This window comes from Nocardioides sp. Z50_6 (assembly GCF_058215755.1).
Window position 1 is genome coordinate 76611 of the sequence record NZ_JBZAJB010000006.1, and the last position, 19212, is coordinate 95822.

Below are 19212 nucleotides of genomic sequence, written 5' to 3' on the forward strand. Positions count from 1 at the left end.
TATGGCTCGCCCCGCGTCAGCGGCGGCGACCCTTCCGGTCTTCCTTCACGTGCCCGCGGTAGGTGCGGGTGGGGGCAAACTCACCGAGCTTGTGGCCGACCATCGAGTCGGTCACGAAGACGGGAACATGCTTGCGACCGTCGTGCACGGCGATCGTGTGGCCGATCATCGCGGGGACGATCATCGAACGCCGGGACCAGGTCTTGATGACGTTGTGGCTGCCCTTGTCGTTCTCGGCATCCACCTTCTTCATCAGGTGGTCGTCGACGAAGGGGCCCTTCTTCAGGCTGCGAGGCATCTGTCTCTCGTCCTATCCTCAGCGCTTGTTCTTGCCGGACTTGCGGCGGCGGATGATCTGGGAGTCGGAGGCCTTGCGCTTGCGCGTGCGACCCTCGGGCTTGCCCCAGGGGGACACCGGGTGACGTCCACCCGAGGTCTTGCCCTCTCCACCACCGTGCGGGTGGTCGACCGGGTTCATGACGACACCGCGGACGGTGGGGCGACGGCCCTTCCAGCGCATCCGGCCGGCCTTGCCCCAGTTGATGTTCGACTGCTCGGCGTTGCCGACCTCGCCGACGGTGGCGCGGCAGCGGACGTCCACGAACCGCATCTCACCGGAGGGCAGACGCAGCGTGGCGCGCGAGCCCTCCTTGGCGACGAGCTGGGCCGAGATGCCGGCCGAGCGGGCGATCTTGGCGCCTCCGCCCGGACGCAGCTCCACGCAGTGGATGGTGGTACCGACGGGGATGTTGCGCAGCGGCAGGTTGTTGCCGGGCTTGATGTCGGCGCCGACACCGCTCTCCACCGGGGTCCCCTGGGTGAGGTCCTTGGGCGCGATGATGTAGCGCTTCTCGCCGTCGGCGTAGTGCAGCAGGGCGATGCGCGCGGTGCGGTTGGGGTCGTACTCGATGTGAGCGACCTTGGCCGGCACGCCGTCCTTGTCGTAGCGGCGGAAGTCGATGATCCGGTAGGCCCGCTTGTGGCCGCCACCCTGGTGACGCGTGGTGATGCGTCCCTGGTTGTTGCGACCGCCCTTCTTGGGCAGCGGACGGGTCAGCGACTTCTCCGGCGTGGTCCGGGTGATCTCGACGAAGTCGGCCACCGAGGAGCCACGACGGCCCGGGGTGGTCGGCTTGTACTTGCGGATAGCCATTCTCAGTCCTAATTCTTCGCCTTCAGTGCCCGGTCAGCTGACCGGACCCCCGAAGATGTCGATGCGGTGACCCTCAGCGAGGCTGACGATGGCGCGCTTGGTGTCCTTGCGCTTGCCCAGACCGTTGCGCGTACGACGCGTCTTGCCCGAGCGGTTGAGCGTGTTGACCGACGTCACCTTGACGTTGAACACCTTCTCGACCGCGATCTTGATCTCGGTCTTGTTCGCGTCCGGGTGGACGAGGAAGGTGTACTTGTTCGCGTCGAGGAGGCTGTAGCTCTTCTCGGACACGACCGGGGCGATCAGGACGTCGCGGTGGTCCTTGTGCAGCGTGCTCACTTCTGGTCCTCCTCGGCCTTCTTCGACGAAGCCTTGGGCGCAACGGCGACGAACGCGTCGTAGGCACCCTTGGTGAAGACCACGTCGTCGGCGGCCAGCACGTCGTAGGTGTTGAGCTGGTCGACCGCCACGATGTGCACCTGCGGCGCGTTGCGCAGCGAGAGCCAGGTCAGGGAGTCGCTGCGCTCGAGGACCAGCAGGTAGCGGGCCCGGTCGGTCAGCGCGGAGAGCGCGGCCAGGGCGAGCTTGGTGGAGGGCTTGTCGCCCGACACCAGGCCGTCGACCACGTGGATGCGTCCGTTGCGGGCCCGGTCGGAGAGGGCACCGCGCAGCGCGGCGGCCTTCATCTTCTTGGGGGTCCGCTGGTCGTAGGAGCGCGGCTGGGGGCCGTGCACCACGCCACCGCCGGCGAACTGCGGCGCGCGGGTCGAGCCCTGACGGGCCCGGCCGGTGCCCTTCTGCTTGTAGGGCTTGCGGCCACCACCGCGGACTTCACCGCGGGTCTTGGTGGCGTGCGTGCCCTGGCGAGCAGCGGCCTGCTGGGCCACGACGACCTGGTGGATCAGCGGGACGTTGACCTCGACGTCGAAGATCTCCTTGGGGAGATCGACCTTCACGGTCTTGGTAGCCATGGCGCTCAGGCCTCCTTGCCAGAAGTGACGGTGTTCTTGGCGGCGGAGCGGACGACCACGAGGCCACCCCGAGGACCGGGAACGGCACCCTTGAGCAGGATGATCCCCTTCTCGACGTCCACGGCGTGCACGGTGACGTTCTGGGTGGTGACGGTGTCGTTACCCATGCGTCCCGACATCCGGGTGCCCTTGAAGACGCGGCCCGGGGTGGCGCAGGCGCCGATCGAGCCGGGCTTGCGGTGGTTGCGGTGGGCACCGTGCGAGGCGCTCACGCCGGAGAAGCCGTGACGCTTCATCGTGCCGGCGAAGCCCTTGCCCTTGCTGGTGCCGGTGACGTCGACCTGCTCGCCGGCGGCGAAGAGCTCGGGGCTGAGCTCCTGGCCGACGGTGTAGCTGGCGGCGTCCGCGGTCCGGATCTCGACCAGGTGGCGACGGGGGGTGACCCCCGCCTTGGAGAAGTGACCGGCCTCGGGCTTGGTGACCTTGCGCGCCTCGATCTCGCCGTACCCGACCTGGATGGCGTTGTAGCCATCGGTCTCGGGCTGGCGGACCTGGGTGACGACGTTGGTCGCGGCCGCGATCACGGTCACGGGGACGACGCGGTTGTTCTCGTCCCACAGCTGGGTCATGCCGAGCTTGGTGCCCAGCAGGCCCTTCACGTTTCGTTCGAAAGTCATCTCGTCAGACCTCAGAGCTTGATCTCGATGTCGACACCGGCAGGCAGATCGAGGCGCATCAGCGAGTCGACCGTCTTCGGAGTCGGGTCGATGATGTCGATGAGGCGCTTGTGCGTGCGCATCTCGAAGTGCTCGCGGGAGTCCTTGTACTTGTGGGGCGAGCGGATGACGCAGTACACGTTCTTCTCGGTCGGCAGCGGCACGGGGCCGGCGACCTTGGCACCCGTACGGGTGACGGTGTCCACGATCTTGCGCGCCGAGGTGTCGATCACCTCGTGGTCATAGGCCTTGAGCCTGATGCGGATCTTCTGTCCCGCCATAGGTCTCTCTCGTCCTTCTCTCGCACCCCGGGAGGTGCCGCGTCACGGTCTGTTCTCTCGACACGGCTCCGGGTGGAGCCGCACCGCCTGTTCCTCACCTGCCACCGCCCACCCCCGCGGTCGGGCGTGTCGTCCAGATTCCGACGACACAGACCGGGTTCCTTGCAGTGTTCCTACCTCGTGGTGCCCGGCGGTTCGCCGGGCCGATCGGGTCTCGGCCTGATGACTTCTCAGATGGTGCGTCCCACGCGGGGACTACTGAGCTCATGGCACACGGTGGCCGGAGCCACCGGGAGACGCGATTCAGTAGTCAAGGTGAGGCACACCCCGGCGACCCGCCGGAGCAACCGGACTATCTTGTCAGACCCGGGGACCATCGACCAAATCGGCCGCGCATCGCGTCGGCGCACCGGCCTCGGGTGCCTTCTTCCGGTAGGCCAGGTCGGTGATCTCCCGGCCCTTCTCCAGGCCCTTGCGCTCGAACCGGGTGACCGGGCGCTCCTCCCAGCGCGGCACGACGCCGCCCTCGAGGGTGGGCTCCGCGTCGAGGACCTCGATCATCTGCTCGGCGTAGTCGGCCCAGTCGGTGGCCAGCCGCCACAGCGCGCCGTCGGCCAGGCGGGAGGCGGCCATGGCCGTGAACTCCGCGTCGATCAGTCGTCGCTTGCGGTGCTTCTTCTTGTGCCAGGGGTCGGGGAAGAAGGTCCACAGCTCGGACACCGAGCCGGGCGGCAGCACGTGGGCCAGGAACCACGCGGCGTCGACCGAGCAGAAGCGGATGTTCTCGGCCCCCGCCTCGGCCGCCCGCCACAGGCCGTCGGCGACGCCGGGGCGCCACACCTCCAGGGCGAGGACGTTGCACTCCGGCCGGGCCGCCGCCAGGACCGCGGTGGCCTCCCCCACCCCCGAGCCGATCTCCACCACCAGCGGTGCGCTCCGGCCGAACCAGCGCTCGAGGTCGAAGTCCGGGCGGTCGACCGCCTCGTCGGGGATCACCCAGTCGGCCTGGTGCGCGGCCCAGCCGTCGGCCTGGCGGGGGGTGAAGCGACTGCCGCGCCGGGAGTAGGAGAGCACCTCGCGCATCCGCCGACCGTCGGCGGTCAGCTTGTGGTGGGGACGGGCGGGACGCACAGACTCGTTCACGCCTCCATTGTCCCGCGACGCCGGCCCCGCGGCCCAGCGGGTGGGGCGGACCTGGCGCCTAGACTCACGGTGTGCAGACCCACGGACGCCGCGTGCCCGGCGACGTGCTGGTGCACCTGCGCCGGGCCAGGGACCACCTGGACCGGCACTACGCCGAGCCCTTCGTCCTCGACGACGTCGCCGCGATCGCGGGGATGAGCAAGTTCCACTTCCTGCGCTCCTTCGCGCTCACCTACGGCAGCACCCCCGCGGCGTACCTCTCCGAGCGGCGCATCGAGCGGGCCCAGGACCTGCTGCGCCTGGCCAACCTGACGGTGACCGAGGTCTGCTTCGCGGTCGGCTACAGCAGCCTCGGGTCGTTCTCCAGCCGGTTCCGCGACATCACCGGCGAGACCCCCAGCGCCTTCGCCCGCCGGTACGCCGTGGCGGGGGCGCCACGGATCCCCGGGTGCTACGTCTTCATGGCGGGGCTGGTCGAGCGCAGGAGCGCAATCGAGGAGAAGCCAGGGCCCGGCGCGGGCCCCTAGCCTCGTCCCATGATCACCAACATCTCCCTCGTCTCCGTCTGGGTCCGCGACATCGACGAGTCGCTGGCCTTCTACACCGACGTCCTGGGCTTCGAGGTCGGCGACGACCTCACCCTGGGTCCCGACTTCCGCTGGTGCACCGTCGTCCACCCCACCCAGCCCGAGCTGCACGTGCACCTGACCACCCCGAGCGGCCCGCTGCCCGACTACCTGATCGAGGCCATGCAGCGCGCCCAGGCCGAGGGCGGCCTGCCCGGGATCGGCCTCAACGTCGAGGACTGCCAGAAGGCCTTCGAGGAGCTGAGCGCCAAGGGTGTGGAGTTCCTGCAGGAGCCCCAGGCGCGCCCCTACGGCGTGGAGGCCCTGATGCGCGACAACTCCGGCAACTGGATGGTCCTGGTCGAGCCCCGCGAGTACTCCCCCGAGGACTTCGCCGGCCTCGACATGTCCTGAGCAGGCCCCGGACCGCCGGCGGTCACATCAGGCCGGCGGTCACATCAGGAACGTGAAGAGCGGCGAGCCCGGGGAGACCTGCTCGATGGTGAGCGGGCTCCCCTCCATCCGGGTGAGGAGGCCCGCGAGGTCCTCGGGGCGCTCCAGCTCGATGCCGACCAGCGCCGGCCCGGTCTCGCGGTTGTTCTTCTTCACGTACTCGAAGACCACGATGTCGTCGTCGGGCCCCAGGACGTCCTCGAGGAAGTGGCGCAGCGCCCCGGGCTCCTGGGGGAACGAGACCAGGAAGTAGTGGCGCAGCCCCAGGTGGATGAGGGAGCGCTCCAGGATCTCGCCGTAGCGGCTGACGTCGTTGTTGCCGCCCGAGACCACGCAGACCACGGCCTGGTCGGCCGGGACCTGGCCGGCCAGCCGGCGGGCCGCCGTGCTCGCCAGCGCACCGGCGGGCTCGGCGATGATGCCGTCCACCTGGTAGAGGTCGAGCATCTCGGTGCTCACCGCGCCCGCGTCGACGGTGACGACCTCGTCGACCAGGTCGCGCACCAGCGGGTACGTCAGCTCGCCCACGCGTCCGACCGCGGCACCGTCGACGAAGGTGTCCACCCGCTCCAGCGCCACCGGGCCGCCGGCGGCCAGGGCGGCGGTCATGCTCGCGGCGCCGCTGGGCTCGACCCCGACGATCCGCACCTCGGGGTGACGCTCGCGCAGCCACAGGGCCATCCCCGCGACGAGCCCGCCGCCACCCACGGGGGCGAGCAGGGTGTGCAGCGGCCGGTCCAGCGCCGCGATGATCTCGGGCGCGACGGTGCCCTGGCCCAGGATGGTCCGGGCGTCGTCGAACGGGTGGACGAAGACGGCACCGCTGCGGTCCGCGTCCTCCCGAGCCGCGGCTCCGGCCGCGTCGTAGGTGCTGCCGGCCACGACGAGCTCGATCCGGCCCTCCCCCAGGGCCACGATGCGCTGCCGCTTCTGGCGGGGGGTGTTGCCGGGCACGTAGACCCGGCCGTCGATCCCCAGGCGCGCACAGCTCCAGGCCACGCCCTGCCCGTGGTTGCCGGCGCTCGCGCAGACCACTCCCCTGCGCCGCTCGGCCTCGCTGAGGCCGCTGATCAGGTGGAACGCGCCGCGCACCTTGTAGGAGCGGGTGAGCTGCCGGTTCTCCCGCTTGAGGTGGACCTGGGCCCCGACCACCTGCGTCAGCCGCGGGCTCGCCTCGAGCTCGGTACGCCGGACCACCGGGCCGAGCAGCTCCGCCGCTGCCTCGACGCCCGCGGCGTCCAGCTCTCCTCGCGTCACGGCGGCAGCCTACGCGGGGCGTCGTCCGTGGCGCGTCCCGGGCATGCAGAACGGCCCCGGACCGAGTGGTCCGGGGCCGTTCTGGTGGATCAGCTGGTCCTGGGACCAGCGGGGATCACTTGGTGATCTTGGTGACCCGGCCGGCGCCGACGGTGCGGCCACCCTCGCGGATCGCGAACTTCAGGCCCTCGTCCATGGCGATGGGCTGGATGAGCTCGACCGACATCTCGGTGTTGTCACCCGGCATCACCATCTCGGTGCCCTCGGGGAGGGTCACCACGCCAGTCACGTCCGTGGTGCGGAAGTAGAACTGGGGACGGTAGTTGTTGAAGAACGGGGTGTGACGCCCGCCCTCCTCCTTCGAGAGGATGTAGACCGAGGCCTCGAAGTTGGTGTGCGGGGTCGTGGTGCCCGGCTTGATGACGACCATGCCGCGCTCGACGTCCTCGCGCTTGGTGCCACGAAGCAGCAGACCGACGTTCTCACCGGCCTGGCCCTCGTCGAGCAGCTTGCGGAACATCTCGACACCGGTGACGGTCGACTTGATCGCGCCCTCGCGGATGCCGACGATCTCGACCTCCTCGTTGACCTTCACGATGCCCCGCTCGATGCGGCCGGTGATGACCGTGCCGCGACCGGTGATCGTGAAGACGTCCTCGACGGGCATGAGGAACGGCTTGTCGACCTCACGCTCGGGAGTCGGGATGGCCTCGTCGACCGCGTTCATGAGCTCCATGATCGACTCGCCCCACTTGGCGTCGCCCTGCAGCGCCGGGAAGGCCGCCACGCGGACCACGGGGATGTCGTCGCCCGGGTACTCGTACTCGGAGAGGAGCTCGCGCACCTCCATCTCGACGAGCTCGATGAGCTCCTCGTCGTCGACCATGTCGCACTTGTTCAGCGCCACGACCAGGGCCGGCACGCCGACCTGGCGGGCGAGCAGCACGTGCTCGCGGGTCTGCGGCATCGGGCCGTCGGTCGCGGCAACCACCAGGATCGCGCCGTCCATCTGCGCGGCACCGGTGATCATGTTCTTGATGTAGTCCGCGTGACCGGGGCAGTCGACGTGCGCGTAGTGGCGGACCTCAGTCTGGTACTCCACGTGCGCGATCGAGATGGTGATACCGCGCTGGCGCTCCTCGGGAGCCTTGTCGATCTGGTCGAAGGCCGAAGCCTCGTTCAGGTCCGGGTGCTTGTCGTGCAGGACCTTCGTGATCGCCGCGGTAAGAGTGGTCTTCCCGTGGTCGATGTGACCGATCGTACCGATGTTGACGTGCGGCTTGGTCCGCTCGAACTTCGCCTTAGCCACTGTGGGCTCCTCCTGTTGGTTGTTTCTTGACTCGTGGGTTGGTTGGTGCAGCCGAGGATCCGGGCGAGGTCACTCGCCGCGGACCTTCTTGATGATCTCGTCGGCGATGTTCGAAGGAACCTCGGCGTACGAGTCGAACTCCATCGAGTACGACGCCTGCCCGGAGGTCTTGGACCTCAGGTCGCCAACGTACCCGAACATCTCGGACAGCGGCACGAGGGCGTTGACGACGAGGTCGCCGTGCCGCTCCTCCTGCGCTCGGATCTGGCCGCGGCGCGAGTTGATGTCGCCGATGACCGTGCCCAGGAAGGACTCCGGGGTGGTCACCTCCACGGCGAACATCGGCTCGAGCAGAACTGCCTTGGCCATGCGCGCGGCCTCCTTGAAGGCCTGGTTGCCGGCGATCTTGAAGGCCAACTCGGAGGAGTCGACGTCGTGGTAGGCGCCGTCCTCGAGCGTGAACTTCACGTCGACCATGGGGTAGCCGGCGAGCACGCCGAACTCCATGGCGTCCTGGCCGCCGGCGTCGACCGAGGGGATGTACTCCCTCGGCACCCGGCCACCGCTGACGTTGTTGACGAACTCGTAGCCCGCACCGGTACCGGTCTCGGGGTCGATGTTCGGCTCCAGCGAGATGACGACCTTCGCGAACTGGCCGGAACCACCCGTCTGCTTCTTGTGGGTGTAGCTGTGGTTCTCGACCTTCTTGCGGATGGTCTCGCGGTAGGCGACCTGCGGCTTGCCGACGGTGGCCTCGACGCGGAACTCGCGCTTCATCCGGTCGACCAGGATCTCGAGGTGGAGCTCGCCCATGCCGGCGATGATCGTCTGGCCGGTCTCCTCGTCGGTCTTGACCGTGAAGGTCGGGTCCTCGTCGGAGAGCCGCTGGATCGCGGTGCCCAGCTTCTCCTGGTCGCTCTTGGTCTTGGGCTCGATGGCGACCTCGATCACGGGGGCCGGGAACGTCATCGACTCCAGGACGACCTGGTTGGACGGGTCGCACAGGGTGTGACCGGTCTTGGTGTCCTTGAGGCCCATCACGGCCACGATCTGGCCGGCGCCGACCGACGCGATCTCCTCACGCTTGTTGGCGTGCATCTGGTAGACCTTGCCGATCCGCTCCTTCTTGCCGTTGACCGAGTTGACCACGGTCGAGCCGGCCTCGAGCTTGCCCGAGTAGACGCGGACGTAGATCAGCTTGCCCAGGTGCGGGTCGGAGGCGATCTTGTAGGCCAGGCCGGAGAACGGCTCGTCGTCCGACGGCTTGCGCAGGACCACCTTCTCCTCGTCACGGGGGTCGTGACCCTCGATCGCGTCGATGTCGAGCGGCGACGGCAGGTAGTTGACGACCGCGTCGAGCAGGGGCTGGACGCCCTTGTTCTTGAACGCGGTGCCGCAGAGCACCGGGTTGAGCTTGTCGGCCAGGGTGGCCCGACGGATGGCGGCGCGGAGCTCCTCGACGGTGAAGTTCTCGTCACCCTCCTCGAGGTACTTCTCCATGATCTCGTCGTCGCCCTCGGCGAGGGTCTCGATGAACTTCTCGCGCCACTCGGCGGCCTTCTCGGCCAGCTCGGCGGGGATCTCCTCGATCTCGTAGTCCTCGCCCATCTTGGTCTCGCCGCGCCAGGTGAGGGCACGCATCGCGACCAGGTCGATGACACCGAGGAAGTCGCCCTCGGCGCCGATCGGGATCTGCAGGACCAGCGGGGTGGAGTTGAGGCGCTCGATCATCATGTCGACGCAGCGGAAGAAGTCCGCTCCGGTGCGGTCGAGCTTGTTGACGAAGCACATCCGGGGCACGGAGTACTTGTTGGCCTGGCGCCACACCGTCATGGTCTGGGGCTCGACACCGGCGACACCGTCGAAGACGGCGACGGCGCCGTCGAGGACGCGCAGGGAGCGCTCGACCTCGGCGGTGAAGTCGACGTGACCGGGAGTGTCGATGATGTTGATCTGGTGGTCATTCCACCAGCAGGTGGTGGCAGCGGAGGTGATGGTGATGCCCCGCTCCTGCTCCTGCTCCATCCAGTCCATCGTGGCGCCGCCGTCGTGGACCTCACCGATCTTGTAGGTGATCCCGGTGTAGAAGAGGATGCGCTCGGTGGTGGTGGTCTTGCCGGCGTCGATGTGGGCCATGATGCCGATGTTGCGAACCTTGTTGAGGTCCGTGGTGATGTCAACGGCCACTGAAAGTCACAGTTCCTTAGGGTTTGACGGGTGCGGTGGGGTGCCGGGCGTGCGCCGCTGGGGCGCACGCCCGCCACGATCACCAGCGGTAGTGGGCGAAGGCCTTGTTGGACTCGGCCATCTTGTGCGTGTCCTCGCGCTTCTTCACAGCGGCACCGAGGCCGTTGCTCGCGTCGAGGATCTCGTTCATCAGGCGCTCGGCCATCGTCTTCTCACGACGGGCCTGGGCGTAGCCCACGAGCCAGCGCAGCGCCAGCGTGGTGCTGCGGTTGGGCTTGACCTCGATCGGGACCTGGTAGGTCGCGCCACCGACGCGGCGGGACTTGACCTCGATCGCGGGCTTGACGTTGTCGAGCGCCCGCTTGAGGGTCAGCACCGGGTCGGTGCCGGTCTTCTCGCGGCAGCCCTCGAGGGCCGTGTAGACGATCCTCTGGGCGACCTGCTTCTTGCCGTCCTGGAGGACCTTGCTGACGAGCTGGGTGACGATCTGCGACCCGTAGACGGGGTCGACGTCGAGCGGACGCTTGGTTGCGGGACCCTTGCGCGGCATGTCAGCTCTTCTCCTTCTTCGCGCCGTAGCGGCTGCGGGCCTGCTTACGGTTCTTCACGCCCTGGGTGTCGAGCGTGCCGCGGATGATCTTGTACCGGACACCGGGCAGGTCCTTCACACGACCGCCGCGGACGAGCACGATGGAGTGCTCCTGGAGGTTGTGGCCCACGCCCGGGATGTAGGCCGTGACCTCGACACCGCTCGACAGGCGCACGCGGGCGACCTTGCGGAGGGCGGAGTTCGGCTTCTTCGGGGTGGTGGTGTAGACGCGGGTGCAGACACCGCGGCGCTGGGGCGAGCCCTTGAGCGCAGGCGTCTTGTTCTTGGACACCTTGTCCTGGCGGCCCTTGCGGACCAACTGCTGAATGGTGGGCACCGGGTGGTTCCCCTTCTTGTTCACTGGTCACGGCCCGGCACCTTGCCGGGCTCGGGGTGTTGCTTGGAGCTGTGCCTGTCGATCAGCGCGGGTGGTCGGCCTGACGGCTTTCGGGCACGCGCGTGGGTCTGGGTGTTCCAGACACGAGTGATCAGGCTACTTCCCCGCGTGGGCGAGGGTCAAAATGGGGACGTCGGGCACCCGGCGGCGGGCTGCGGCGGCGAAGAGCAGCGCGGCCGCGGCGACGCCGAGCATGGTGATCGCGCCACCGAGCACGAGGGTCCACCTGGCTCCCAGCGCCTCGCCGATCCAGCCCACCAGCGGGGCCCCGACCGGCGTGCCACCCATGAAGACCATCAGGTAGAGCGCCATCACCCGTCCGCGCATTCCCGCGGTGGTGTTCATCTGCATGTAGGTGTTGGCTGCGGTGATCATGGTCAGCGAGGTGATCCCGAGCACGGGAGCCAGCAGGGCGAAGGTCAGGTAGGAGGGCGCCAGTCCGGCGACCACCTCGACCGCTCCGAAGAGGAGCGCCGCGCCGACCACCAGCCGGTGCCCGACCCGCTCGCGGCGGGCGGCGCGCAGCGCCCCGGCCAGCGAGCCGACGGCCAGGAAGGTGCCCAGGGCGCCGTACTCGGTGGCGCCCTTGTCGAAGACCTCGGTGGCCATCAGGGCCGAGGTGAGCTGGAAGTTGAGCCCGAACGTGCCGGCCACGAAGACGATCGCCAAGATGAGCAGCAGGTCGGGCCGGTGGCGCACGTAGCGCAGGCCGCCGGCGAGGCCGCCGGCTCCCCGCGGAGCCGGGGCCGGGGTGTCCAGCCGGGTGGGGTCGAGACGTCGCAGCGCGACGATCGGCGCGGCGTAGGAGATCGCGTTGGCCAGGATCACCCAGCCTGTCGCCGCCACTCCCCCGCCGAGCGCGGCGATCAGCACGCCGGCCAGGCCGGGCCCGACCAGGCGGGCGGCGTTGAACGAGGCGGAGTTGAGGCCCACCGCGTTGCTCAGGTCGGCCGGCTCGACCATCTCCGAGACGAAGGACTGGCGCGCCGGCCCGTCGAACGCCGAGCTGACGCCCAGCACGGTCGCCAGCAGGTAGACGTGCCAGATCTCGGCGGTGCCGGTGACCGCGAGCAGGCCGAGGACCACGGCGGGCAGGGCCATCCCCAGGTTGGTCAGCTGGAGGAGGCGCTGCTTGGGCATCCGGTCGGCGACCATCCCGGCGAAGGGCGAGAGCAAGAGCATCGGGAGGAACTGGAGCCCGGTGGTGATCCCGAGGGCCACGCCGCTGTTGGCGCTCAGGAGCAGGACCAGCCAGTCCTGCGCCACCCGCTGCATCCAGGTGCCGGTGTTGGAGACCACCCCACCTGCGGCGTACAGGCGGTAGTTGGCGTTGTGCAGGGAGCGGAACGTGGGGCTCAAGGTGTGGCGTTCATTCTTCCTGTGCGAGTTCTTGCATGAGGGTGGCGGCGCGGCTCAGGACCGCACGGTCCTCGGGGTCGAGACCGGCGAGGCGGCGAGCGAGCCAGGCGTCCCGGCGGTCCCGGTCGGCACGGACCGCCTCGCGGCCCTGCTCGGTCAGCTGGACGACCACGACCCGCCCATCGGTCTCGTGGGAGCGACGGACGACGTAGCCGGCCTCCTCGAGGGCGGTGACGGTCCGGGTCATGGACGGCGGCCGGACGTTCTCGGAGGAGGCGAGCTCCCCGATGGTGTGGTCGCCACCACGGAACAGGCACCCCAGCACCGACATCGAGCCGAGACCCAACGGGTTGTCCGGGTGCTGCTCCACGGCCAGGCGCCGACGCAGTCTCATCACCCCGAGCCGGAGCTCCGAGGCGAGCCCCGCGTCGCGTCGGGAGGTCCTGGCGGCGCTGGGCACGATCTTTAGTCTAGGTCATTACCCTCGGTAATTAAATCCCCACGTGGCCACGCACGGCGTGATCTCCCCCACCCCACCCGACCGGGCGCGGACCTGGTGGAAGCACACGACCGCCCACCCCGTGCGGGGTGGGCGGTCGGGTGGACGCGCGAGGGCGGCCTAGGTGAGCCAGTCGGTGATCGGGTTGATCGCGAAGTAGACGACGAAGAGCGCCGCCACCACCCACATGAGCGGGTGCACCTGGCGGAACCTGCCCAGGACCACCTTGATGAGCACGAAGGCCAGGAAGCCGGCGCCGATGCCCACCGAGATCGAGTAGGCGAACGGCATCAGCACGATCGTCAGGAAGGCCGGGATGGCGATCTCCGGGTCCCGCCAGTCGATCTCGGTCACCTGCTGCATCATCAAGAAGCCCACCAGGACCAGCGCGGGGACCGCCGCCTCCGAGGGGATCGCCGCCACCAGGGGCGTGAAGAAGGTGGCGAGCAGGAAGAGCACGCCGGTCACGATCGACGCGAACCCGGTGCGTGCGCCCTCGCCCACACCGGAGGCCGACTCGATGTAGGAGGTGTTGGAGGAGACCCCGCCCGCACCACCGGCGATGGCCGCCAGCGAGTCGACGACCAGGATGCGCTGGCTGTGCGGCGGCACGCCCTCCTCGTCGTTGAGCCCGGCCTCGGCCCCGATCGCGGTCATCGTGCCCATGGTGTCGAAGAAGTCGGCCAGCATCAGCGAGAAGACCAGCAGCACGGCGGCGAGGGCGCCGCCCTCGATGGTGCTGAAGGCACCGAACAGGTCGATCTGGAACATCGTGGCGAAGTCGGGCAGGCCGACCAGGTCGCCGCTCGCCTTGGGGATGCTCAGCGCCCAGCCCCCGGCGTTGTCGGGCCCGGCGGCACCGAGGTCGCCCACCGCCTCGACGACCACGGCGACCACGGTGGTGATCGCGATGGAGATGAGGATGGCACCGCGGACCTGGCGCACCCACAGGGCGATCATCAGCAGGAGGCCGAGGCAGAAGACGAGCACCGGCCACCCGGTCAGCTGGCCGCCGACCCCCAGCTGGACCGGGACGGTGGTCTGGAAGTCGTCGGGGATCCGGGTCACGACGCGGGCGTCGACGAAGCCGATCAGGGCGATGAAGAGGCCGATCCCGACCGAGATGGCGACCTTGAGCTGCTGCGGGACCGCGTGGAAGACAGCCTTGCGGAAGCCGGTGAGGACCAGGACCAGGATCACGATGCCCTCGAGGACCACCAGGCCCATGGCGTCGGACCAGGTGGACTGGCGGGCGATCGAGTTGGCGACGAACGCGTTGAGCCCGAGGCCCGCGGCGAGCGCCATCGGGAAGTTGGCGGCCGCACCCATCGCGATGGTCAGCAGCCCGGCCACCAGGGCGGTGGCGGCCGCGATCGCGGGGATGCCGCTGCCGGGGACGTCGGTGCCGCCGAGGTACATGCCCTCGGAGTCCGGCACGAAGCCCAGGATCAGGGGGTTCAGCACGATGATGTAGGCCATCGTCAGGAAGGTCACCACGCCGCCGCGGATCTCTTGACCGATCGTCGACCCGCGCTCGCCGATCCGGAAGAAATCGTCCAGGCCGCTCCGCTTGCCGGAGGGCTGCTCGTCCACCACGTGGTCCGTACGCTGATTGCTCACCCGCGCATCTTGACAGACGTCGGGAGCACCGGCGGCCGAGCCCCCGGGGGCGGACGCGACGGTAGTAGGTTGAGGTCCGTGGAGCCCCGCAACGACCAGCCCCAGACCCACACCCTCGGACGGCGCACCTTCGTGGTCGCCGACGTGGAGCCGCTCGACGTCGACGGGGTACGCACCGTCGGGGTGGGCACGGCGCTCTGGCTGGTCGGCTTCCTGGCCCTGCTGCCGTTCTACTCCCCGCTCGCCGAGGCCGGGCGCCTCTGGTGGCTGTGGACCTGCACGGCCGGGCTCGGGCTCGGGCTCCTCGGGCTCGAGTACTGCCGTCGCCGCCGCGACGCGCGGACCCGCGAGGCCGCGGCCCCGTCCCCCGGTGGGCGCCGACGCCTCTGAGCGGTCAGGCCGTCAGAACGTCTCGAGGTCCTGGTCGAAGGTGTCGTGCGCGTGCTCGGGCACCGGCACCGGCTGCTGCTTGCGGGCGAGCTTGACCTCCGAGTGCGCGCCGCAGCCGTGGTCGAAGGTCACCACCCGGCCGTCGTCGTTGGCGTTGCCGTTGGCGCAGACGCCGAACATCTCCGAGAGCGGGCCGGCCAGGCGCACCAGGAAGCCGCAGGTCGCGCAGGGCTGGGGCGCCGACTTGGCCAGCGGCGAGTCGGGGCCGGCCTCGCCGTCGTGCCAGCGCTGGGCCGCCATGTCACGCCCCTCCAGCGAGAGGGTGCGCACCCGGCCGTCGTAGAGCTCCTCGACCACCCGGCGGACCTGGGCGCGCTCGTCGGCCTCGAGCGGGTCGTCGCCGACCAGGTAGGTGGGGACCAGCCTGGGGTCCTCGTCCTCGACCGGGAGCAGGTCGCCGGGTGAGAGGTCGCCGGGCTGCAGGCGCTCCTTGTAGGGCACCCAGCCCGGCGCCACGATCGCCTGCTCGCCGGGGAGCAGCACCACCTCGTCGATGGTCACCCGCTCCTGCTCCGGGGCCCGCGAGACGGTCACCGACCAGAACCACCCGACGTAGCCGGGGTGGGCGCAGGCGAAGAGGTGGCTGCCGGTGTGCTCGTCCTCGACCTGGAAGCGCAGGTGCTCGCCGACCTGGCGAGCGGGGGCCTCCTCCAGGAGGGCGGCCCGCGCCACTCCCACGGCATCGGCCAGGACGGGGTCGGGCGAGGCTGCGACGACGGCGTTCACGCGCCGATCATGACACGCAGCCGCTGGGACGCCCAAGGCGAGACCACCCCCGGACGGGTGGGGCGCAGACGGCAGGATGGAGCCGTGACCTCCTCACCGCCGGAGCTGCCAGGGCCCGACGCCACGTCCACGTCCGGTCCCACGTCCGATTCCGCGTCCACGTCCTCGGCGGCACAGGACGGCGGGCCGGGCCCCGGACGCCGGCTTCTCGCCACGGGTGCCGCCGCGGCCCGGGCCGCCGGGCGGGCCGCCGGGGCGCTGGCGCGCGCCACCGGCCGGGCCGGGCGCTTCACCGCCGGGCAGGCGCGCCGCGCCGCCCGCGCGGAGGGCGCGGGCGACTCCGGCCTCTCCCGGCTGATCGAGCTGCACGCCTTCAACGCCGCAGGCGACGCGGCGGTGGCCATCTCGCTGGCCGGCACGCTCTTCTTCCAGGTGCCCACGGGCGAGGCACGGGGCCAGGTCGCACTCTTCCTGGGCCTGACGATGCTGCCCTTCGCCATCGTGGCCCCGCTGATCGGGCCGTTCCTCGACCGGTTCAGCCACGGCCGCCGGTGGGCGATCGGCACCACCATGGCCGTGCGGGGGTTCCTGTGCTGGGTGCTCGCCACCGCCGTGGTGACCGAGTCGCGGTGGATGTTCCCCGCCGCCCTCGGGGTGCTCGTGGCCTCCAAGGCCTACGGCGTCACGCGGGCCGCCTCGGTGCCCCGGCTGCTGCCCCGCGACCTGACCCTGGTCAAGGCCAACGCCCGGATCTCGTTGGCCGGCGTGGTGGGAGCGGGTGTCTCGGCCCCGCTGGCGGGCCTGGCCTCCTGGGCCGGCCCGGAGTGGTCCCTGCGCTACGGCTTCCTGGTCTTCGTGGTGGCCACCATCTGGGCGATCCGGCTGCCCGGCCGGGTCGACTCCAGCCTCGGGGAGGGCACCCTGGTGCTGCTGGCCGAGAGCGACCCGGCCCCGCACGCCACGCTCACCCCCGAGGGCCGCCGGCCCAGGCTGCGGATCCCGCCGGCGGTGGCCTTCGCGCTCCGCGCCAACTGCGGCCCGCGCTGGCTCTCGGGCTTCCTCACCATGTTCATGGCTTTCCTGCTGCGGGAGAACCCGATCGACGGCTGGCGCCCGGAGGTGCTGCTCGGGCTGGTGATCGGCGCGGCCGGGCTCGGCAACACGCTCGGCATCGCGGTGGCCTCGTTGACCCGGCGGATGGACCCACGTACGACGGTGGTGCTGGCTCTGCTCGCCGACTGCGTGCTGGCCGCGCTCACGGCGGCGTTCTACGGGGTGATCACCCTCGCGCTGCTCGGCCTGACCGCCGGGCTCGCCCAGTCCCTGGCCAAGCTCTCCCTGGACTCCACCATCCAGCGGGACGTGCCGGAGCGGATGCAGAGCAGCGCCTTCGCCCGCAGCGACACCTCGCTGCAGCTGGCCTGGGTCGTCGGCGGCTTCGTGGGGATCGCGCTGCCGCTGATGCCCCGCCTCGGGCTCGGGGTGGCCGCCGGGGTGCTGGCGGCCTGGGCGGCCTTCGTCCTGCTCTCCCGGCAGCAGGAGTGGCTCCGGGGGGGTCGGTCCGCCTAGAGCTCGAGCTCGTCGGCCAGGGCCCGCAGCAGCTTGGCGGTGGGCCGGGCCGTCCGCGGCTCTGGGGCGCGGCCGTGCCGGTAGCCCTCCCCCAGGTCGTCGAGCAGCCGGATCAGGTCCTCCACGATCGGGACCATCTCCTCGGGCTTCTTGCGCTGGGCCTGGCGCTGGTTCCGGCGCACGGACGTCGGCGCCTCGAGCAGCCTGACCTGGAGCGCCTGCTCGCCCTTGCGGCCGGCGGCGATGCCGAACTCGACCCGGGCGCCGTTCTTGAGGGTGGTGACACCCGGGGGGAGCGCGTCGGCGTGCACGTAGACGTCGGGCCCGTCCTCCTGCGACAGGAACCCGAAGCCCTTCTCGGTGTCGAACCACTTGACCTTGCCAGTGGGCACAGCTCTCACGTCTCCTCGGCAGGCGCCGCGGCGCTCGCCGCGGGCGATCCGAAGGATAGGCGGCTTGCGCCCGGCGCCGCCACCCGGTCGGCGACCGCGTCGTTCATCGAACCCGAGCGGAAGCCGCGCGGGTCGAGCTCCGCGGTGGCGAACCCCGCGCCGCGCACGGCAGCGAGGAGCGCGGCCGCGAGCGGCGTCCCCTCGGCCAGGGGCCCGGCGAGCAGGGCGGCGTCGACCTCCACCCGGGCCTGCTCCCCCAGGTCGCGCACGCGCAGGTCGCGCAGTGGCACGCCGGCGCCCGCCAGCACCTCGCGCACCGCGGACTCGGCCCGCTCGACCCGGCCCAGGCGGCTCGGGGAGATCTCGATGCCGTAGGCCACGCGGCTCGACAGGCACGCGGCGGCCGGCTTGTCCCAGGTGGGCAGCCCCCAGAGCCTGGCGGCGGCCCGGACCTGGGCCTTGGTGAGCCCGGCGTCGCGGAGCGGGGTGATGGCGCCCCGCTCGGCGGCGGCCCGGATGCCGGGACGGTGGCCCGCGACCGCGTCGTCGGCGTTGGTGCCGGTGGCCACGTGCGCCAGCCCGTGCTCGGCCGCCAGGTCCTGGAGCACCTCGATGAGCTCGGCCTTGCAGAAGTAGCACCGCTGCGGCCCGTTGGCGCGGTAGCCCTCCCGCTCCAGCTCGTGGGTGGCCGGGGTGAGCACCCTGACCCCCAGTGCCTCGGCGTGCTCACGGGCCGGGTCCCGCTCGGCCTGCGGGAGCGCGTCGGAGTAGCCGGTGGCCGCCACCACCCGGTCGGGCCCCAGCGCCCGCACGGCGGCGGCCAGCAGCATCGCGCTGTCCACTCCCCCGCTGTAGGCCACCAGGACAGACCCGCGCCCGGCGAGGTCGGCCTCCAGCGCGGCCAGCCGGGTGCGCAGCAGGTGCTGCTCGAGCCAGGCCGGGAAGTCGGACAGGCTCTCGAGCACCACGTCGGTGCCGGCTCCGAGGAGCTCCTCGCGGGTGCACCCGCCGGTCAGCACCGAGACGCTGAGGGCACCCCCGGCACGGGCCCCCTCCACGTCGTGCACGTGGTCGCCCACGTAGATCCCGACGCCCTGCTCGCGCAGCACCGCTCCCTTGCCGACGCCCCACACGTCCCCGGCGAGGTGGTCCACCTCGAGCCCGAGGTGATCGAGGTGGAGGCGGGCGTTGGGGGTGAACTTCCCGGTGACGACCACGACCCGCCCCCCGTGGGAGCGGACGGCGGCCAGGGCCTCCGGTGCGCCGGCCAGGGTGGGCACCGGCGTGATGGCCAGGTCCGGGTAGAGCAGCCGGAACCGGTCGACGGCCGCGTCGATCGAGCCGGCCTCCAGGTGCCCGGAGAGCAGCTGGGCCAACGGCGGACCGAGCCGCGAGCCGATCGCCTCGACGTCCAGCTCGACGCCGTGCTCGGCACTCAGCACGCGCAGGGTGGCGGTGACCCCCGGCACCGTGTCGATCAGGGTCATGTCCAGGTCGAAGCCGACCACCAGGGGGTCGAGGAGGTCGACCGGGGTCCTCGGCATGCGGCCAGCCTAGGCGCTGCGTGGCAGGACG

At 70.6% G+C, this 19212-nt stretch carries 22 protein-coding genes; 4 read left to right on the forward strand and 18 right to left on the reverse strand.

The window, feature by feature from the left end; genetic code table 11:
• Nucleotides 1–16 precede the first annotated feature (16 nt).
• The 7 genes from rpsS to trmB form a co-directional block, all read right to left on the reverse strand.
• Nucleotides 17–298: a 30S ribosomal protein S19 gene (gene rpsS / locus AC4BGE_RS14805; protein WP_110182960.1), complete on the reverse strand. Its 282-nt coding sequence runs from the start codon at nt 296–298 to the stop codon at nt 17–19.
• An 18-nt stretch (nt 299–316) separates the two neighbouring features.
• Nucleotides 317–1153, reverse strand: coding sequence for a 50S ribosomal protein L2 (gene rplB / locus AC4BGE_RS14810; RefSeq protein WP_490569449.1), 837 nt, complete (start codon nt 1151–1153; stop codon nt 317–319).
• A gap of 33 nt (nt 1154–1186) precedes the next feature.
• Nucleotides 1187–1492 carry a 50S ribosomal protein L23 gene (gene rplW / locus AC4BGE_RS14815; RefSeq protein WP_490569450.1) on the reverse strand — a complete coding sequence of 102 codons (306 nt, stop codon included), beginning with the start codon at nt 1490–1492 and terminating at the stop codon, nt 1187–1189.
• Nucleotides 1489–2124, reverse strand: coding sequence for a 50S ribosomal protein L4 (gene rplD, locus AC4BGE_RS14820; RefSeq protein WP_490569451.1), 636 nt, complete (start codon nt 2122–2124; stop codon nt 1489–1491). Before rplD ends, rplW begins: the two co-directional genes overlap by 4 nt.
• Nucleotides 2125–2129: 5 nt before the next feature.
• Nucleotides 2130–2801: a 50S ribosomal protein L3 gene (rplC, locus tag AC4BGE_RS14825; protein ID WP_490569452.1), complete on the reverse strand. Its 672-nt coding sequence runs from the start codon at nt 2799–2801 to the stop codon at nt 2130–2132.
• An 11-nt stretch (nt 2802–2812) separates the two neighbouring features.
• A complete protein-coding gene (gene rpsJ / locus AC4BGE_RS14830; protein WP_008360994.1) occupies nt 2813–3121 on the reverse strand; it encodes a 30S ribosomal protein S10 in 309 nt (102 codons plus the stop codon).
• Nucleotides 3122–3481: 360 nt separating this feature from the next.
• On the reverse strand, nt 3482–4264 hold the full coding sequence (gene trmB, locus AC4BGE_RS14835; RefSeq protein WP_490575763.1) for a tRNA (guanosine(46)-N7)-methyltransferase TrmB: 783 nt from the start codon (nt 4262–4264) through the stop codon (nt 3482–3484).
• Between the two features lie 71 nt (nt 4265–4335).
• Between trmB and AC4BGE_RS14840 the strand changes: the two genes are divergently transcribed.
• Both AC4BGE_RS14840 and AC4BGE_RS14845 read left to right on the forward strand, forming a co-directional pair.
• Nucleotides 4336–4791, forward strand: coding sequence for a helix-turn-helix domain-containing protein (locus AC4BGE_RS14840; protein WP_490575764.1), 456 nt, complete (start codon nt 4336–4338; stop codon nt 4789–4791).
• A 9-nt stretch (nt 4792–4800) separates the two neighbouring features.
• Nucleotides 4801–5244 (forward strand): VOC family protein, encoded by a 444-nt coding sequence (locus AC4BGE_RS14845; protein WP_490569455.1) that lies wholly within the window; start codon nt 4801–4803, stop codon nt 5242–5244.
• 39 nt (nt 5245–5283) lie between these two features.
• On the opposite strand, the gene ilvA is transcribed toward AC4BGE_RS14845, so the two are convergent.
• The 8 genes from ilvA to AC4BGE_RS14885 all read right to left on the reverse strand — a co-directional run bounded on the left by ilvA (nt 5284) and on the right by AC4BGE_RS14885 (nt 14500).
• Entirely contained in the window at nt 5284–6540 is a 1257-nt protein-coding gene (gene ilvA, locus AC4BGE_RS14850; RefSeq protein ID WP_490575765.1) for a threonine ammonia-lyase IlvA, read from the reverse strand.
• Nucleotides 6541–6655: 115 nt separating this feature from the next.
• Nucleotides 6656–7849 carry an elongation factor Tu gene (gene tuf / locus AC4BGE_RS14855; protein ID WP_490569457.1) on the reverse strand — a complete coding sequence of 398 codons (1194 nt, stop codon included), beginning with the start codon at nt 7847–7849 and terminating at the stop codon, nt 6656–6658.
• Nucleotides 7850–7918: 69 nt separating this feature from the next.
• A complete protein-coding gene (fusA, locus tag AC4BGE_RS14860) occupies nt 7919–10036 on the reverse strand; it encodes an elongation factor G (RefSeq protein ID WP_490569458.1) in 2118 nt (705 codons plus the stop codon).
• Between the two features lie 79 nt (nt 10037–10115).
• Nucleotides 10116–10586 carry a 30S ribosomal protein S7 gene (rpsG, locus tag AC4BGE_RS14865; RefSeq protein ID WP_490569459.1) on the reverse strand — a complete coding sequence of 157 codons (471 nt, stop codon included), beginning with the start codon at nt 10584–10586 and terminating at the stop codon, nt 10116–10118.
• A 1-nt stretch (nt 10587) separates the two neighbouring features.
• A complete protein-coding gene (gene rpsL / locus AC4BGE_RS14870; RefSeq protein ID WP_011757353.1) occupies nt 10588–10962 on the reverse strand; it encodes a 30S ribosomal protein S12 in 375 nt (124 codons plus the stop codon).
• Nucleotides 10963–11118: 156 nt separating this feature from the next.
• Nucleotides 11119–12381 (reverse strand): MFS transporter, encoded by a 1263-nt coding sequence (locus AC4BGE_RS14875; RefSeq protein WP_490569460.1) that lies wholly within the window; start codon nt 12379–12381, stop codon nt 11119–11121.
• A gap of 10 nt (nt 12382–12391) precedes the next feature.
• Entirely contained in the window at nt 12392–12841 is a 450-nt protein-coding gene (locus AC4BGE_RS14880) for a MarR family winged helix-turn-helix transcriptional regulator (protein ID WP_490569461.1), read from the reverse strand.
• Between the two features lie 159 nt (nt 12842–13000).
• Nucleotides 13001–14500: an NCS2 family permease gene (locus AC4BGE_RS14885; RefSeq protein WP_490575766.1), complete on the reverse strand. Its 1500-nt coding sequence runs from the start codon at nt 14498–14500 to the stop codon at nt 13001–13003.
• A 78-nt stretch (nt 14501–14578) separates the two neighbouring features.
• Between AC4BGE_RS14885 and AC4BGE_RS14890 the strand changes: the two genes are divergently transcribed.
• Nucleotides 14579–14890 carry a DUF2530 domain-containing protein gene (locus AC4BGE_RS14890; RefSeq protein WP_490569463.1) on the forward strand — a complete coding sequence of 104 codons (312 nt, stop codon included), beginning with the start codon at nt 14579–14581 and terminating at the stop codon, nt 14888–14890.
• 12 nt (nt 14891–14902) lie between these two features.
• Here AC4BGE_RS14890 and AC4BGE_RS14895 read toward each other — a convergent pair whose 3' ends face one another.
• Nucleotides 14903–15676 (reverse strand): DUF3027 domain-containing protein, encoded by a 774-nt coding sequence (locus tag AC4BGE_RS14895; protein WP_490569464.1) that lies wholly within the window; start codon nt 15674–15676, stop codon nt 14903–14905.
• Nucleotides 15677–15760: 84 nt separating this feature from the next.
• Here AC4BGE_RS14895 and AC4BGE_RS14900 point away from each other — a divergent pair, with 84 nt between their 5' ends.
• Nucleotides 15761–17245 (forward strand): MFS transporter, encoded by a 1485-nt coding sequence (locus AC4BGE_RS14900; protein WP_490575767.1) that lies wholly within the window; start codon nt 15761–15763, stop codon nt 17243–17245.
• On the opposite strand, the gene AC4BGE_RS14905 is transcribed toward AC4BGE_RS14900, so the two are convergent.
• Together AC4BGE_RS14905 and larE are read right to left on the reverse strand one after the other, a co-directional pair.
• On the reverse strand, nt 17242–17637 hold the full coding sequence (locus AC4BGE_RS14905; RefSeq protein WP_490569466.1) for a cold-shock protein: 396 nt from the start codon (nt 17635–17637) through the stop codon (nt 17242–17244). The two genes, AC4BGE_RS14900 and AC4BGE_RS14905, sit on opposite strands and share 4 nt — an antisense overlap.
• A 5-nt stretch (nt 17638–17642) precedes the next feature.
• Entirely contained in the window at nt 17643–19181 is a 1539-nt protein-coding gene (larE, locus tag AC4BGE_RS14910; RefSeq protein ID WP_490575768.1) for an ATP-dependent sacrificial sulfur transferase LarE, read from the reverse strand.
• Between the last annotated feature and the right edge of the window lie 31 nt (nt 19182–19212).

Coding starts and splice junctions, on each gene's coding strand:
- rpsS (WP_110182960.1), bottom strand. CDS start 298: ATGCCTCGCAGCCTGAAGAAGGGCCCCTTCGTCGACGACCACCTGATG.
- rplB (WP_490569449.1), bottom strand. CDS start 1,153: ATGGCTATCCGCAAGTACAAGCCGACCACCCCGGGCCGTCGTGGCTCC.
- rplD (WP_490569451.1), bottom strand. CDS start 2,124: ATGGCTACCAAGACCGTGAAGGTCGATCTCCCCAAGGAGATCTTCGAC.
- rplC (WP_490569452.1), bottom strand. CDS start 2,801: ATGACTTTCGAACGAAACGTGAAGGGCCTGCTGGGCACCAAGCTCGGC.
- rpsJ (WP_008360994.1), bottom strand. CDS start 3,121: ATGGCGGGACAGAAGATCCGCATCAGGCTCAAGGCCTATGACCACGAG.
- AC4BGE_RS14845 (WP_490569455.1), top strand. CDS start 4,801: ATGATCACCAACATCTCCCTCGTCTCCGTCTGGGTCCGCGACATCGAC.
- rpsG (WP_490569459.1), bottom strand. CDS start 10,586: ATGCCGCGCAAGGGTCCCGCAACCAAGCGTCCGCTCGACGTCGACCCC.
- larE (WP_490575768.1), bottom strand. CDS start 19,181: ATGCCGAGGACCCCGGTCGACCTCCTCGACCCCCTGGTGGTCGGCTTC.